Raw genomic sequence first — 16,634 nt, forward strand, 5'->3', positions numbered from 1 at the left:
GATTTTTTTAAGGCTTCCTGCACAACCTTAATCATTTTTCCTTATGAGAAAAGATTCTTAACTTTATCAAAAACATGCTTTTCAGATTCTATTTTTTCTTCATTTCCCACTGTACATATATTCCTTTGCTTTAAAACAGCTTTCATAAGAGAAGAAAGTGATATTAACGTATTTTTTGTAGTTCCAAGCACTTCATCTCTTTCCTTCTGGATATCTTTTTCAGTAATTCCCGACATATAACAGCTAAAAGAATGAGCACCCTTAGAATAAGGAGTCATAGGCATATCAAGCTCCTTGACTGCTCCAATTATATAACGTACAATATCCTTTTCATCAATATCGAGATTCCTTAAAAATTCAGGTATATGCTCATATACTTCATATGTCTTAGCGAGATTTGAATCTCTGTAAGACACAATATAAGCATTTCCACTTTCCATAAAGTTGATAAAACAACCATATGCACCGCCTTTTTCTCTAATGTTCAGCCACAAATAATCGTAGCTTAAAAGAACCTTTAGAACCTTTAGAGCGCCAGTATATAAAAATTCACTTTTATAATTTCCAGACTGTGCTACATATTGTACAGAGGATGCCATTTTAAATCCTTCATTAAGCCTTACAGGTACAAATTTAAAAGGCTCTTCTTGTATTTCATCAGTGTAAAGTTTTGTTTTAAAGCTAATTACTTGCTCTTCCAAATCTTTATAACCTTCTGCTTCAGAGGTATAGCTTATAGTCATATTCTCCTGTCTAAATATATATTTCATAAGTTCTTTCAGATTTTTAGCAATAAGCTCCTTTTTATTTTCAAAGTCCTTTTCCATATCTTCTATAAAGTGATAGAAGTATATTCCGCTTACCATCTCCTCATAATACGAAATAGCTGAATTATATGAAAGGCTTCTTAGCACAGCTGCCATATGACTGGAGTTTTGAAGCCAAGATTGAAGCTGAGACTTTATATCAGAAATAATCTCATAAAGCCTTTTGCTATTGTCCATTTTGGAAGTACCAATTATCTCAGATATTACTTCAAAAGCAAAACCAAGCTTTTCATACAAAACTTTAGTATTTATCTCAAATGCGGCCTTAAAGCCATCCTTTTCTTTGGAATTAGGATAAAACTTAAGATATGCACTAATTCCCCCAGTATTCATATTTATAATATTCGAAAGCTGTAAATAGTTATGTTTTTCAGTATTAACAGCACCTAAAACCTGTCTCATTATTCCCATATAAGGGATAAGCACAGAAGGAATATTTTTAATATCAAAGGACAATTTTAGATATCCTATTCCATTTGTAAAAATATCATGGTGTACTATAGTCATTCCTTCTAATTTGCGAATGTTTTGGTACAGAGGCTGTGCCTTAGGGTTTATATCTTCTACAGAAAGCATAGGTATGGCCTCAATATCTTCTCTTTTTGAGGATGAATTCTGATATTCTTTAAGCTTAAGGGTGTTATCTATAAGCTGTTCTATTTCCTTTTCTGAAAGGCTTTTTTTGTATAAATCAAGCTTTTCTTTCAGTTCTTTTTCTTTTTTTGCCATAAGTCCCTTTTGCGGAATCACCTGAACAAGAGAACTGTGAGGATTGTTTAGGATATACTTTTCAATCAAACTCTCAAAATATCCTTCATGAACCTTTTTCTTAAGATTTATAAATACTTTATTGAATTTGAGATGCTCAAAAGGATGTTTGTCATCATACAACCAGCTATTATATACTTGATATGCATATGCCAGTCCTTTAGGCGTTCTTCCGAAATCTGCCTCTTTATATTGGAATTCAAACATATTTATAGCAGCATTAAGAGTATCTCTATCAATTCCATTTTTCACAATTTCCTTGAGAGTCTCTTTTATTGTATTTGAAAAGCACACCTTACTTTCTTGGTTACTATTTCTAGCTATAATGCTAAATGTAGGCTGTTGTATGGAGGAGCCATAATCTCCCTCAACCGCCTTAGCTATTCCTTTATCCAATATAGCTTGTTTAAGTTTCGCACCGTTAGCACCTAAAATAGAGTAATTTAATATATCAAAAGCGATGGCAAGCTCATTATCACTTGAGTCTCCTATTACTACATTGTAGGAAAGATAAGTATTATCTTTTTCAAACTCATCATCTCCAATAGGATAATAAAGAGTAGATTCAGACATAGCATTAAAAGGAGCCTGTATAGGTATTTCTGAGTCTATGTTTGCCTTTTCATATTTGCTTAAGTAGTTTTCATCAAGCCATTTGAGTCTTTCTTCAATATCCATATCTCCATATAGATAAATATAGCTATTTGAAGGGTGGTAATATCTACTATGAAAGTCCAAAACCTCTTCATAGCTTAAATCTGTAATAAAATCCGGATCTCCACCTGAAACATGAGAATAAGGTGTATTGGGGAGTAGCGACTTTAGATTTTCTCGATAAAGTGCTGAATCTGGAGATGAAAAAACACCTTTCATCTCGTTATAAACTACTCCGTTATACATTAAATCAGAGTCGCGGGAATTTAGTTGATAGTTCCATCCCTCTTGAAGAAATATTTCTTTGCTTTCGTAAATATTTGTTCTAAACACAGCATCTGTATATACACTCATCAAATTTATAAAATCGCTGTCATTGCAGCTTGCAATAGGATAAATTGTCTTATCCGGAAATGTCATTGCATTTAAAAAGGTATTCATAGAGCCTTTATTAAGTTCAACAAAGGTACTTTTAGCAGGATATTTCTTAGAACCGCATAGCACAGAGTGCTCCAAAATATGTGGAATGCCCTTGCTGTTTTCTGGTGGAGTTCTAAATCCTATTGAAAACACTTTATTTTCATCATCACAGGAAATAACAACTATTCTAGCTCCTGTTTTTATATGCTCAATTAAATAGGCTTCTGCCTTCAACTCCTCTATTGTCTGCTTTTCATGTATTTTATAAGCTTTTAGCTCATGTAGATCTTTCATATTGCACCTCCTTTAGGTAATTTTTGAATAAAACAACAAATATTCTTTATTTAAAATGATAATCTATTTTCATAAGCACTAATTGATAACAGATTATCTAAATAATTCAAATTAAACCTATAAATACACTCTAATAACTTCTTTTATTAATATAAAAATTCTCCTATTTTACTCTTTACTTCTTTCTCCGACAAAACGCCTGTATGCCTTTCAATCATTTCTCCATTATTCATAAAAAACACCGTAGGCACCCCAAATATTTTATTTTTCTTTGCTAATTTAGGATATTTTGTAGTATTCACCTTCACAATATTTACAAAAGGGAGCTCATATTCTATTTCAACTAAAATCTCTGAAAACGTCTTGCAAGGCACACAAGTTTCGGAAAAGAAATCTACAATAACAAATCCTTCTTTGATAAGCTCACCATAATTTTCAGCTGTTGCTAATTGAGTTGCCATAATTATACCTCCTGATATCTTTCCCTATAGTATTCTCTTATTATATTTCTGTAATGGCCTGTATAATGACCTGTTTCATAATACTCAAACGTCATTGCTTTATAAGCATCTTCTGGTTTAATATGATACATTTTACAAAAGTCCTCTGTGTCTTTATCATATTTCTCCTGTGATACTTTATAACCATCCTTTTCTGCATTTTTAATTCCAAGAAGAAGCACAGGTAGTTGGTCTTTTGATAAACCATTTACCATCTTTAAGAACTCATCATAGCTTCTGACAGGTATCTTTCCATTAAAATCCTCAGGTGTCATTTTTTCAAGAGTCAAGCCTTCAAGCTCACAAAACACTCTTGCCTTATGAATTTCAAGTTCACTTAAATATTGTATGTCCTCTTCATTAATATCAAACTTACTCTTTGCAATAACCTGATTTATAACATTTTCTATGAGCTTATAAGATTTATTATCAATGGCTTTATTTTTTTCGTCTTTATAAAGTTGTTCAAGATATTCCGTTAAAGATTTCACGCTAGTTATATTATCAATTTTCTCTTTCTGAACCATCTCATCCGTCAAATCAGGCAGCACACTTCTTTTCACATTTATTACATCAATACTGACCCGCTCATTATCTGCACCAATAGTTTTATTTTCACCTATTTTCATTCCTATAAGTGCCATTTCTATTTCCCTTTTAAAAAGCCCCAGACCTGCATTTATACTTACATTTTCCTTGTTAAATTTAGGATTTATACTTTTCAAAGAACATACTACAATATCTCCTTCTTTTACTTCCTTCACTTCTTGAACTATTTTGTTCTTTTTCCTTATACGAAGGATTTCCTTTTCAATAAACTTTTTATCAACCTCATATGTAAAATCTTCTCCTGATACATCCGCTTCTCTAAAATCAAATTCCTTTATTACTCTTGACTTTAAGTCTTTCATATAAATATCTCCTTATATATATTAATTTCTGCCTTTATTACATAAATGCTTATCACAACGTACTAAAGACCAAGATGGAAATTTGAAATTCCATGCAGCTATTTTTCTCAATATAAAATAACTGCACAGATTTTCATTTATTTTATATGTTGAAGGGCTATAAATTTTTGGAAGCTTGGGCTTACTGAAAGAGCCTCCTCGTAGCTTCCTTCAGCTTCAACAGAGCCATCTTTTACAACTACTATATGATCTGCATCCTTCACTAAATCCATATCATGACTTATCATTATGGTAGTTCGACCCTCCATAAGGTTTCTTATGGCCTTAATTACATCTTGGCGACATATTATGTCAAGGCTGCTTGTAGTTTCATCCAATAGCAGGTAATCTGGATCCTTCATTATTACTCTGGCAATGGCAATTCTCTGCTTCTCTCCGCCTGACATTTTGGAATTAACTTGGCTGACATAGGTATCAAAGCCGTCCTCAAGCTCCATTATAAAATCATAAGCGTTGGCAAGCTTTGCAGCCCTTATTATCTCTTCCTCAGAATAGTCATGATTTGTCCCATATGCTATATTATCCCTTATAGTTCCTGATATAAGATGGCTGTTTTGAGAAACATAGCCTATAGATGCTCTCCATTCATCAAGCTTAATATCTAAAATACTATCATTACCAAAGCATACTTCTCCTTGCTGAGGATTATAAAACCTTTCAATAAGCTTGAATATGGTAGTCTTACCGCTTCCATTTGAACCTAATACCACAGTCTTCTTATTCTTTGGTATAGTAAAATCAATGCCATGAAGAATAGCATTTTCGTTATCATAGGAAAATACAACATCTTTAAAATTTATATCCTCATCGGGCCTATTCATAGAGATTTTCCCATCTGTAACTTCATTTTCAAGCTCCATAAGGGCAGCTATCTTAGCCGTAGCGCCATGTGAACCCTTAATATTCTGCCACTGTGTAACTATTTCAAAAAAGGAAGGAAGAAGTATTGATGAGTAAGAATAGAAATCCACCAAGCCACTTATCTCCATCTGTCCCCTTCTTACATAAAGGGCTCCTCCTGCAAAAACAATTATCATAATGGCATATTGAGTAATATACCCGATAGGAACCTGCAGTGAACCAAGCACTGCACTTACTAAATCGGCCTTGTATTTTTCCTGACTAGCCTTAATTCCAGCTTCATATTCTTCATTTTCCATACTTGTTGATTTAATATAGTAAACATTGGATAATCTTTCCCCAAAATAACTTGTTATTAATGATATAGCACTTTGAACGATTAAATTAATCTTATAGGAGAATTTTCCTATTATAGCAATGACTATTAAGGCTACAGGAGCTACAAACAAAATTAATTTTGCTAAATCAGAATATATTTCATTCATCTTTGTATATGCAATAATGAGTCCATAACATGACGCAAAGAATGATATAACACTTGCAGGAGCTGATACGGCCTTTTCTGCATCAGAGGTTATACGGGAAACAAAACTCTGTGGATCTTCCTTATCATATTCAGCCACTGGCATTCTCAAAAGTTTTGCCCATACTTTTTTTCTAATATTTCTATTGGTAATCATGCTGCAAAAGCCCCAAACAAGATTGTACGTCAAGCTAACCAAGGCAGCTGCTACAGTCCAAAATAGGAAGCCCTTAAGGAAACCTGCCTTTGCTATATCACCTTTATTTATAGCAGCTGTGTAGGGTACAATCATGAGGTTAACCTTTGTTATTCCGAAGCCCATAATCGCTGTGGCTATAAAAAGATGCCATGGCATATTTACTTTTGTATAGAACTTCAAAAAAGCTTTCCATGAAGTTTTAGCCTTTTTAGTATTTTTATTTGCATTTTCTATTTTTCTCATGCTGATATTTCGCCTCCCATCATGCTCCTATAAAAGCTATTGGTTGCAAGCAATTCCATATGTGTACCAGAAGAAATACTTCCATCCAAGTTAAATACTACAATGTGATCCGCATCAAGGATAGCCTGCTCATCATGAGCAACCACTATGGCTGTACGATTTATTTTAAGATTGTTTATGCCTTTCATAACCTCAGCTGTTGCCTCAGCATCAAGGTTTGATGTAGGTTCATCAAGTATAAGAATAGATGGCTTTGATAATAAAGCCCTTGCAATGGTAATCCTCTGCCTCTGACCTCCAGAAAGCCTTGAACCAAACTGTCCAACCTGAGTATCATAGCCCTCAGGCTGCTTCATTATAAATTCATGCGCATTAGCAACTTCTGCAGCTTGTTTCAACTCTTCATCTGTTACCTCTCTTTTAACACCATAAAGTATATTTTCCTTAATAGTACCTGACATCATAGGGATATCCTGAGTAACATAAGAAACCTGGCTTCGCCAGTTTTTTAAATTGAATTCTTGAATATCAACTTCACCTTTTGTAATTCTGCCTTTAGATGGTGCATAAAACCTTTCAATAAGCTTAAGAGCAGTAGTCTTTCCTACACCACTTGGACCTACTATTGCCGTAGTCTTATTATAAGGTATTGTAAAGGATACATTCTCCAATATAGAATTATCTTCATAAGCAAATGTCACATTTTCAAATACAATATCCCCTGTTTCAACTACCTCTGTCTTATATGGTAGAAAGCCCTCTTCAGGCTCTTCAAGCACCTTAGCTACTCTGAATAAAGACCCTTGAGTAGCCTTAATCTGCTCCCATACTCCCTGTTTTGCGTTTACATCGTTAAGAATTCTTGTTGCAAACTGATAAAAAGCATACCAAGTTGCAGCATTAAGTATTCCTTTATTAATAAATTGTATACCAACAAATATTAAAGTTACTTGCTTTCCTATTTCCACTATAGTGCCAATAGGATTTTTAGCAAGGTTTAAATACAATTGCAATCTATTTGCCTTGTACAGCCCTTCTATAGCATTATTTCCTCTTTGACTCTCATAGTTCTCTTTGTTAAATGATTTTATAACAGGAACAGACATAATCAGTTCGCTTAAAAACCGAGTTAAATTGGATATTTCATCACGGACTCTTATCTGTATCCTTAAGGTAATACGCCCAAGTACTATGGCCAGTATAACCACTACAGGTATAAGTCCAAGCATAATATATACAAGCGCTCTATTATATAAGGATATCTGCTTAAGGGTAATATATATTGTGTACAAGCCTATAAGTTCCGATACTACTACTTTCATAATAAAAGTTCTGAGATTTTCAGTATCTGATGTTATACGACTTATCATACTATTGGCTGGAATCTTGTCAAAAAAACTCATAGGAAGCTGTAATGTCTTTTTCCATAAAACATTTCTAAAATTACGGTCTATTTTAGCATTAACTACCTGTTCTACAAAACTAGTTATTTGTCCAAGAGTACTGGTAAGAATACTGTACACAATAATCATAGTCACTAATTGAGCACTTACATTACCTGCAAAAAGCTCTCCTGTTTTACTTGGAACAAGTAAGTATATCTTTGAGGAAACCATGCTGATTATAGCAAATACAACAATTCCAAGTATGGGAAGATTTGCTTTCAAGCAGAGATTAAAGAATGTTTTCCAAATTCCTCTATTCACATTTTTTTTAGGAGTTTTTTCAATTGTTTTATTAGTATTTTTTTCAATCTCCAAATTCGCCCCTCCTTGATTTACATAAAATTGAAACACTATTAATGTAACACTAATACTAATTAGCTTATATTTGTATTTTACATGAGTTGTCCAACTGTACCTAGAATTGTACCAATTATTGAACTGCTTATCTAATTTCTATCTTTTAGTTTGTTTCAACTATATCATTTACTAATAAAGATATTGTCCTATTTTCTCTTTTACTTGATCCAAACTCATAAAACCAAGATGTCTTTCTAGTACCTTTCCATCTTTCATAAATAGTATGGTTGGTACCGCTGCAACATTATTTCTTACTGCAATATCTCGATTATGTGTAGTATTAACCTTTACAACGTTTACAAAATCAACATCATAACTTAATTCATCTATAACCTTTGAAAACATTTTGCATGGATTACAATTTTCTCCATACAAATCAACAATTACAAATCCCTCCTTCACCATTTCATCATAATTATTTTCATTGGCTTCTCTTACTGACATCCCTATTGCCCCTCTCCATTTATTACATTAATCTAGTATCTAACAATCTTTACATTGTCTAATTTAACTTTATTATTATCCCCCGTTTTTTTCAACGCTGTTTGCTTATTCTTGTATTCAAGTGGCTTATTCTGTACATTTTTTAGTTGTTTCTATGCTTCATAATTTTTAAAAATACAAATATCATTTTCTGCTTATATATAACATTAATCAATAATATGTTCTTCAAAAAATCCAAAATTGACATCAAGAACACCAAAATAGTACCAAACCATTGAATATTGTAGAAGCATTTAGTAGTGTTAAATACATTACCTATCATAGAAGTATAGGTCCTAAGCATTATTCACTTTTACTATGATATCTTGAAAGGAGTGTATTAAAATGACCGAATTGAACACAGAACACACTAAAAAAAGAGAAACTTTTTCTACAGGGCTTGCAGTATTTTTTGCAACCCTAGGCTCAGCTGTAGGCTTAGGAAACATATGGAAATTTCCATATGTTGTTGGCTCAAATGGTGGCGGCGCCTTCCTCTTCATTTACTTTATCTGCGTAATCTTTGTAGGTATTCCTGTTATGGTATGTGAACTGTATATTGGTAGAAAAACGAGAAGTAATGCCGTAGGTGCCTTCGAAAAATTGAAACCTAAAACTGCTTGGAAGGGCATAGGGCTAATGGGTATCATAACATCTTTTCTTATCATGTTTTTCTATAGCGATGTTTCTGGTTGGGTTTATTCTTATGTATTTAAAGCAATCACAGGGCAGTTAAGCGGAGTCACCCCTGCTACAGCGAATACTATTTTCGAGAAAACTTCAGTAGGATTAGTCTCTCCAATTGTTTGGCAAGGGATTGTATTTATAGTAGTGGCAGCAATTCTAATTGCAGGAGTTCAAAATGGAATCGAAAGAATTACAAAATCTTTACTTCCAGTATTATTTGTTCTAATTATTATCTGCGATATAAGGGCATTTACACTTCCTGGTGTAAGAAATGGACTAAAATTTTTGTACTATGCAGATTTTACAAAGATAAATGGAGGGGTAATACTAGCTGCTCTTGGTCTCGCATTCTTTAAATTATCTTTAGGAATGGGAACAATGATTACTTATGGAAGCTATTTCACAGATAATAATAATTTGCTTCATACCCCTATTAAAGTTGCTATATCGGATGTTGTAGTTTCACTTTTAGCAGGTATGGCAATTTTCCCAGTAGTTTTTACTTTTAAAATGGAACCTAGCGCAGGTCCTGGACTTTTGTTTACAACAATACCATTAGTATTTTCTAAAATTCCATTTGGCGGCATACTTCTTGCATGCTTTTTCATTCTAACCTCCATTGCTGCTACAACTGCAATGATTTCTTTAGTTGAAGTTCCTGTAGCTTATTTTTCAGAAGAAAAGAATATGAAAAGAACAAATGCAGTGCTTTTAACCGTTATAATTATGTTTATTATTGGTATCCTTGCAACACTTTCAGCTAGCTCTAAAAGTTTACTTGGATATATAAAAATATTCGGATTTGGATTCTTTGACTTATTTGACAAGCTATCATCTAATATTCTAATGCCAGTAGGTGGACTATTAACCACAATATTTGTAGGATACTTTATACGAAAGGAAGATTTTAAGAATGAAGTCATGAACAATGGCGCCTTATCTAATGATAGTAAATTTAACTTACTCTATATAGTAATACGTTATATATCTCCAATTCTTTTAGTAATTGTATTTTTAAGCAGCCTTGGTATAATAAAATTCTAAATAATTAATACTATTAAATTATAAAAAATAGGCAGAAGTAAGTGGATATTCCATCACACTAGCCTGCCTATTTTCACTTCACTATAAATAAAATTCCATTTCTTTATTCTTTAATAATTCCTTTAGTTCATTATACTTTTCTCTACTTATCGGGATAGATTCTTTAACCCCTTCAAGCTGAGCAATATAAGCTCTTGTAAATTCATCTGAGCTTATTCTCTTAATTTTATTAATAGGAATTAGAAAAGATTGATGACAGCGAAAAAATCCGTAGTTTCTAAAAATACTTTCTAACTTTTGAACAGAGTCACGGGAATTATAAACAGCACAATTATTACAAACTATGTATACCTTTCTGCCTTTCTTTTCTATATATAATATATCCTTTACAGCAATTATTTCAAGACCACCTTCAACATGAATGCCAATCTTTATTTCTTTGTCAACCTTTTCATTTAGTTTTAAACTTTTCACCCTTGATAATGATTCTTCCAATCTAATTATATTTATTGGTTTTGTAAGAAAATCAACTGGTTGAAACTCATAACCTTTAAGAGCAAAACCCACATGACCAGTTAAAAAAATTATCTTTATATATGGATATACTGAGCGAATATGCTTTGCAAGGTCAAAACCATTTATATCTTTTATTTCTATATCAAGAAAAATTAAATCCACCTTTTTTTCATTATTTTGCAAAAATTTTATAGCATCTGAACCAGTTGTAGCCTCAGCAACAACATCAATATATTTAAACATATTTAATGATGATTTTAAATCTTCTAAACATATATCCTCATCATCAACCAATAAGACTTTTAGCTGCATACACATCATCTCCTATTACCAAATTTATAATCCATTAGGAATTTGAGCAATAAAGTGAATTATATCCCCTTCAATTTCAGTATAAACAACACCATTATACTTTTCTACAATTTTCTTTACTGTGCTGAGTCCAATACCTTCATGAGATTTCTTTGTAGAATAACCTGAGTTAAAAATATCTTTGAGTGCTTTATTATTCTCATAAATCTTGTTTGATACCCTGAAAACACTATTTCCACTTCGTTTTAAAATCATGACCTCAATCCAAGCTGAATCATCTAAATGCTGTTCAACTTCATCTATAGCATTTTGTATTAAATTTCCTAAGATTTTATTTGTTTCATAAACTGTACAACGTAATTTATCTAAATTATAATATATAACAATCTGAAGCTGTATTCCCTTTCTAGCTGCTATTTCTCTAAATGTATTAAGTAGTGCCCCTACGGCAGGATTTTGTAAGGATAAAATTTCATTAAATGACTGTGCCTCTTTTACCATTACATTAATATATTCACTACAATCCTTATACTTTTCATTTCTTAGCATTCCTGAAATAGCTTGCAAATGGAAATTAAAATCATGGCGCTGGGATCGAATTATATCTGTTAAAGCAAGCAGTTCCTTTTGATATTCTTTATCAATTAAAGCTTCCACATTTTTCATATCATAAAAAGCTATCATTCTTATAAAAATAATAAATATAATAAAAAAAACAATTGAAAACAATGTTATATATTTTTGCGATAATAAAGAAAAGGTAGTCATATTATAATTTATATAAATTAACCATAGTACCATAGCTATGAGTACAAAAAAAATTAAGAATATATGAAAGTATTCTTTTTTAGTTTGCTTTTTTTCCATAATCGAATATAATAACCAATCTTTTGGAAATAAAGATAGCTTTTTATAGTATAGAGGAAGAGTAATTAGAATACAAACCACTGTAATAATTAAGCTAACATAGATACAATTTATATATATTGAAAAGCATAAGAAAATCTGCTCAATAATAATTTGAAGCATATATTTAAAAATAATAGAGAGTAATACTCCTATAAACGTGTGATAATAGGAAATATCCAATAGTATTTTTATGATTGGAAGAATTAAAATATATATAAGAATTACGTACTTGTTATTATCATTTAATAGTAAATAATAACAAAACCCAATTGACAAAACAATATAATTTAATGTGGTAATATGATTTGATTTTATATCCCGTACCAATAAAAGTCCAAGCATAAGAGTAATATTTATAGAGCAAGCAAATACTGTTGCATTTATAATATTTAAATACGTAATTTCCATACTACCCCACCTTTTATTAGAATTCCACATTTCTGCCAAAAAAGTTTATTCCAGTTCTTTAATGCAGAACTACCATTAATGCAAATATTCCATTTTATTATAAAACAATCGTAATAGTTTTTCACTATTTATTTGTGAATTAAGTAATTCGAATAGTTTATCATAAAATACAAAAATGATAACCATAGGAAGCCATTTACAGATAAAATTTTCACACACACGTTAAAATAAAAAAGAGCTCATTCAGGATTCAAATTTCAAATCCTGAACAAGCATAGTAAGAGAGATGACAAATTGAATTAAGTCAATTTTCTAAATGCATAATTTACTAAATCTCTTTTATTTCTTTTCACCTATCATAATATTTATAATCTCTTTATCAGTTTGTCCCATTCCATCCTTTGCAAGGCGCCCAATATTTGCAATAGTTTCTTCCACACCTTTTGTTACAATACCGTCTCCACCGTAGAACTCCTGTCCAGATTGATACATGTTATAGCCCAAAATTCCTGCATCCACTGCAGCCGCTATTTTTGCTGCACAGGAGGCTTTAGCACCATCACATATTATGCCAGATACAATTGCCAGTGCATTAACAATAGTATGAGCTATTTCTTTATACCCTCCACCATGTAAATATGCTATAGCAGCTCCACTGCCACAGCCAGCACTTACGGCACCACAATATGCAGATAATCTTCCTATTCCAGTTTTTTGATGAATGGTTATCAAGTTTGATAATACAAGTGCTCTATATAGCTTCTCCTCTGATACCTGCAATTCCTTAGCATACTCAATAACAGGAAGGGAAGCTGTCATTCCCTGATTTCCACTGCCTGAAACAATGACTACAGGAAGTTCACAACCGCTCATTCTAGCATCTGAGCCTGCAGCTGCCTTTGCCTTTGCTCTTGTTTTTACATTATTATCATTGTTTGAAAGTAAAACCTTACCTATATTGGCTCCATAGCTATTTTTAAGCCCTTCCTCGGATATCTTTGAATTATATTCTATTTGCCTTCTAATTACTTCACTAACATCTTCTATTGCAACAGTATTTGCAAAATCAATAATATCCTCAACATTTAACAGCTTCTTATCCGTAAGTCCTTCTTTTAGCACTTCTGCTTCTTTTTCAAATAGCACTTTTTTATCTTTCTCTATATATACAATATTTGTATGATGATTAGCAATACGTACAACAGCATAGGAATCCTTGTAGTATACGTTTACCTCAATATAAAAAATGAATTGATTATTTGCTAGGTTCACTTTAATTAGGTTTTTTTCAAGATAAGCCTTTATAATTGTTTTTTCTTTCTCAGTTACAGTAGAAAGTACCTCCAGCCTTTTTTCTGAATTCCCTGCAATAATTCCAGCTGCTGCTGCAGCTTCAATTCCTTTTAAACTATTAGTATTTGGTACAACAACACTTTTTACATTTTTTATTATATTAGCACTTGCATAAACAACGACTCTTTCAGGTAAACTGCCAAGTACTTCTCTTGCCTTTGCTGAAGCATAGGCAATTGCAATTGGTTCTGTACACCCCATTGCAGGTACCAATTCTTCTTTTAGAATCTGAACATAGCTTTTATACTTAATATCTGTTTTTTCCAAGATATGTTTTCCCTCCATTCAATATATGGTTATTTTATCTTAAGCTAATTCTATTTATAACATACATCTGCTAATTCTAATTTAATATCAAATTTATATTTTTTCAATATATCTTTCTTATTTTGGTAGTTTTAATGTCTATATAGTTCATTTTGAAGCAAAAAACACACGCTTACTTACAATACAGATTTTAGATGATATGAGAATTGACCATAGAATCCTATGAAGAAATATTATTTTTCTCATTTCAATAAAAAAAGAGCCCATTCAGGATGCTGGTTTCTAAAGCCCTGAACAAGCTCTCTATTAATTACTTTAACTTTAAGTCCTCAACCATTTGTCTAGTTTCCTTTAAGTATCTGTCAATCCTTGAAAAGTCGTTCTTTGCTACTCCTATAAATAATATGTCAACTAATGTGAGCTGAGCTATTCTAGATGATATTGCGCCTATTCTTAGATCCTTTTCAATACTTGGAACTTGAAGATTTATATCAGCTATATCACTTATAGGATTTGTACCATACTTTGTTATAGAAATACACTTTGCTCCTTTTTCCTTTGCCTTTGATATGGATTTATACACTTCTTTTGTCTTTCCTCCAAAGGAAATAGCTATAGCTACGTCCTTAGGTTCGATGAGTGCAGCCATTGATAGCTGCATATGGCTATCAGGATGCATATGTGCGTTTCTGTTTATTCTCATAAGCTTTGATTGAAAATCCATTGCTATTAATGCTGAAGAACCTACTCCAAACAAGTATATATTTTTTGCCTTTTGAATAGCCTCTACTGCTTCTTTCACCTTTTTTTCGTCTAATAATTCAAGTGTGTCCTCAATAGACTTTATATTTTTCTTGCCAGTTTTAATTATAACCTCTTTGATGGTATCTTTGGTATCGATATAATCATAATCAACTTCCTCAACCTTTTCCTCTGCATCATTTTTTGCAAGAGCAATCTTAAATTCTGGAAAGCCTTCAAACCCTATTTTTCGAACAAATCTTATAACGCTAGCTCCACTTGTTCCTGAAAGTGACGCTAGCTCATATGCTGAAAGCTTATATATTTCGCTAGTATTATTTAATATATATTCAGCAATTTTCTTTTCTGATTCAGTCATGTTTTCATAGCTCTGTTTAATTATTAGTGAGCAATTCATATTCTCTCTCCTTTAATTAGGTTTAAATCTGAATTTACCCGCATATCCCAAATAATTCAACAGAAGGATCTCCCTAGAAGATATGCTATTGCCAAATATTACACTTTAGATTTTAGTACAAATAGATTCTTCGTACTTTTTTCAGAACTAAGATATCTTTATATTATATCTATTTATCATTTATTACTGTGGTAAATTCATTAATAATTATATCATATTTTGTCTTAGGAAAAAGAAGCTATGTAAATAATTTGTCATATTAAATTTGTGTAACACTCTCCAAAGCTCTAGATATGAAACCTTTATTAATAGAAAGCAGCTCTGATGCTTCTTCTTTTGAAAGACCAGATTTAATCATCATAATTGAAAGCTTTACATCGTATTCATTTTCCACTAATACTTTTTCAGCTTCTTCTCTGCTTACACCAGTTGCTTCAACTACAAGCCTTTTCGCTCTTTCTAACAGTTTTTCATTACTCGCCTTTACATCTACCATAAGATTATGGTACACCTTACCAAGCTTAATCATAGAACCAGTTGTAAGTATGTTCAGTACCATTTTTTGAGCTGTACCTGACTTCATTCTTGTGGAGCCGGATACCACTTCTGGGCCAACCACAGGTGCTATAGAAATCTTAGCAATCTTTGATATTTCAGAGTCTGGATTACAGGTTACAGCTACTGTGGTTGCACCAATACTATTGGCATAGTTAAGTCCGCCAATAACATAAGGAGTTCTTCCACTGGCCGCTATACCAACTAAAACATCATTACAGGTAAATTTAATGTTTCTTAAATCCTCTGCACACAGCTCCAGGTTATCCTCTGCACCTTCCTGTGCCTTAAAAATAGCCTCTTTTCCCCCTGCAATTATTCCCTGAACCATTTCATATGAAACACCATAAGTTGGCGGGCATTCAGCTGCATCAAGTACTCCAAGTCTTCCACTAGTACCTGCCCCTACATAAATCAGTCTTCCACCCTTCTCAAAGGCCTGTACTATAGTATCCACAGCCTTTGCTATTTGTGGTAATTCCTTTTCTACTGCAAAGGCAACCTTTTTATCCTCTTCATTTATCATGGCTACCATTTCCAAAGTTGAAACCTTGTCTATATTATTGGTAGACTGATTAACCTTCTCAGTAACTAAATTATCTAAATTGGTTCTCATTGCGTCACCTCTATTTTACTTAATGTTATATTTATATTAACATGTCCGAAATTCTATTTCAATATCCATTGAATAAATTTAAATTTTATTTCACATGTAATTTTTTTCTAAATTTCATTAAGATGCGCTTCTATGCCAAATAAGACATACCTTTACTCCCTTTCTAGTTGAAAATGAAAAAGAGGATATCTATTTTTTTAGACACCCTCGTATATTTATATTGAATCATCCTGCATCAAATGCTATGAAGATACAGTTAGTTG

At 32.2% G+C, this 16,634-nt stretch carries 12 protein-coding genes; 1 reads left to right on the forward strand and 11 read right to left on the reverse strand.

The features are described 5' to 3' along the window. Positions 1 to 41 precede the first annotated feature (41 nt). The 6 genes from bsdE14_RS04370 to bsdE14_RS04395 all read right to left on the reverse strand — a co-directional run bounded on the left by bsdE14_RS04370 (position 42) and on the right by bsdE14_RS04395 (position 8,506). Positions 42 to 2,963, reverse strand: coding sequence for an insulinase family protein (locus bsdE14_RS04370; protein WP_264848740.1), 2,922 nt, complete (start codon positions 2,961 to 2,963; stop codon positions 42 to 44). Between the two features lie 146 nt (positions 2,964 to 3,109). Next, positions 3,110 to 3,424 (reverse strand): thioredoxin family protein, encoded by a 315-nt coding sequence (locus tag bsdE14_RS04375; RefSeq protein WP_264848741.1) that lies wholly within the window; start codon positions 3,422 to 3,424, stop codon positions 3,110 to 3,112. Between the two features lie 2 nt (positions 3,425 to 3,426). Next, positions 3,427 to 4,374, reverse strand: coding sequence for a trigger factor (locus tag bsdE14_RS04380; RefSeq protein ID WP_264848742.1), 948 nt, complete (start codon positions 4,372 to 4,374; stop codon positions 3,427 to 3,429). 137 nt (positions 4,375 to 4,511) lie between these two features. Beyond that, positions 4,512 to 6,260 (reverse strand): ABC transporter ATP-binding protein, encoded by a 1,749-nt coding sequence (locus bsdE14_RS04385; protein ID WP_264848743.1) that lies wholly within the window; start codon positions 6,258 to 6,260, stop codon positions 4,512 to 4,514. Continuing rightward, positions 6,257 to 8,020, reverse strand: coding sequence for an ABC transporter ATP-binding protein (locus bsdE14_RS04390; protein WP_264848744.1), 1,764 nt, complete (start codon positions 8,018 to 8,020; stop codon positions 6,257 to 6,259). The genes bsdE14_RS04385 and bsdE14_RS04390 overlap by 4 nt, the downstream gene beginning before the upstream one ends. 171 nt (positions 8,021 to 8,191) lie before the next feature. Further along, entirely contained in the window at positions 8,192 to 8,506 is a 315-nt protein-coding gene (locus bsdE14_RS04395; RefSeq protein ID WP_264848745.1) for a thioredoxin family protein, read from the reverse strand. 384 nt (positions 8,507 to 8,890) lie between these two features. Between bsdE14_RS04395 and bsdE14_RS04400 the strand changes: the two genes are divergently transcribed. Then, a complete protein-coding gene (locus bsdE14_RS04400) occupies positions 8,891 to 10,276 on the forward strand; it encodes a sodium-dependent transporter (protein ID WP_264848746.1) in 1,386 nt (461 codons plus the stop codon). 81 nt (positions 10,277 to 10,357) lie between these two features. Here bsdE14_RS04400 and bsdE14_RS04405 read toward each other — a convergent pair whose 3' ends face one another. From bsdE14_RS04405 to murQ, 5 genes are all read right to left on the reverse strand, one after another. Next, positions 10,358 to 11,104: a LytR/AlgR family response regulator transcription factor gene (locus bsdE14_RS04405; protein ID WP_264848747.1), complete on the reverse strand. Its 747-nt coding sequence runs from the start codon at positions 11,102 to 11,104 to the stop codon at positions 10,358 to 10,360. Between the two features lie 24 nt (positions 11,105 to 11,128). Further along, complete coding sequence (locus bsdE14_RS04410) at positions 11,129 to 11,788, reverse strand: sensor histidine kinase (RefSeq protein WP_264848748.1); 660 nt, start codon at positions 11,786 to 11,788, stop codon at positions 11,129 to 11,131. A 972-nt stretch (positions 11,789 to 12,760) separates the two neighbouring features. After that, the gene (locus bsdE14_RS04415) at positions 12,761 to 14,041 is read right to left on the reverse strand and encodes an L-cysteine desulfidase family protein (RefSeq protein WP_264848749.1); all 1,281 of its coding nucleotides are present in this window, start codon (positions 14,039 to 14,041) and stop codon (positions 12,761 to 12,763) included. Positions 14,042 to 14,351: 310 nt separating this feature from the next. After that, complete coding sequence (locus tag bsdE14_RS04420; RefSeq protein ID WP_264848750.1) at positions 14,352 to 15,200, reverse strand: MurR/RpiR family transcriptional regulator; 849 nt, start codon at positions 15,198 to 15,200, stop codon at positions 14,352 to 14,354. A 259-nt stretch (positions 15,201 to 15,459) separates the two neighbouring features. After that, positions 15,460 to 16,371 (reverse strand): N-acetylmuramic acid 6-phosphate etherase, encoded by a 912-nt coding sequence (murQ, locus tag bsdE14_RS04425; protein WP_264848751.1) that lies wholly within the window; start codon positions 16,369 to 16,371, stop codon positions 15,460 to 15,462. Positions 16,372 to 16,634: the final 263 nt, after the last annotated feature.

The sequence above is a fragment of the Clostridium omnivorum genome, assembly GCF_026012015.1.
Taxonomy (GTDB): domain Bacteria; phylum Bacillota; class Clostridia; order Clostridiales; family Clostridiaceae; genus Clostridium_AX; species Clostridium_AX omnivorum.

Excerpts from the sequence above, each read along its gene's own strand:
- bsdE14_RS04370 (WP_264848740.1), bottom strand. The coding sequence starts at position 2,963 with ATGAAAGATCTACATGAGCTAAAAGCTTATAAAATACATGAAAAGCAG.
- bsdE14_RS04375 (WP_264848741.1), bottom strand. The coding sequence starts at position 3,424 with ATGGCAACTCAATTAGCAACAGCTGAAAATTATGGTGAGCTTATCAAA.
- bsdE14_RS04380 (WP_264848742.1), bottom strand. The coding sequence starts at position 4,374 with ATGAAAGACTTAAAGTCAAGAGTAATAAAGGAATTTGATTTTAGAGAA.
- bsdE14_RS04385 (WP_264848743.1), bottom strand. The coding sequence starts at position 6,260 with ATGAGAAAAATAGAAAATGCAAATAAAAATACTAAAAAGGCTAAAACT.
- bsdE14_RS04395 (WP_264848745.1), bottom strand. The coding sequence starts at position 8,506 with ATGTCAGTAAGAGAAGCCAATGAAAATAATTATGATGAAATGGTGAAG.
- bsdE14_RS04400 (WP_264848746.1), top strand. The coding sequence starts at position 8,891 with ATGACCGAATTGAACACAGAACACACTAAAAAAAGAGAAACTTTTTCT.
- bsdE14_RS04405 (WP_264848747.1), bottom strand. The coding sequence starts at position 11,104 with ATGCAGCTAAAAGTCTTATTGGTTGATGATGAGGATATATGTTTAGAA.
- bsdE14_RS04410 (WP_264848748.1), bottom strand. The coding sequence starts at position 11,788 with ATGATAGCTTTTTATGATATGAAAAATGTGGAAGCTTTAATTGATAAA.
- bsdE14_RS04420 (WP_264848750.1), bottom strand. The coding sequence starts at position 15,200 with ATGAATTGCTCACTAATAATTAAACAGAGCTATGAAAACATGACTGAA.
- murQ (WP_264848751.1), bottom strand. The coding sequence starts at position 16,371 with ATGAGAACCAATTTAGATAATTTAGTTACTGAGAAGGTTAATCAGTCT.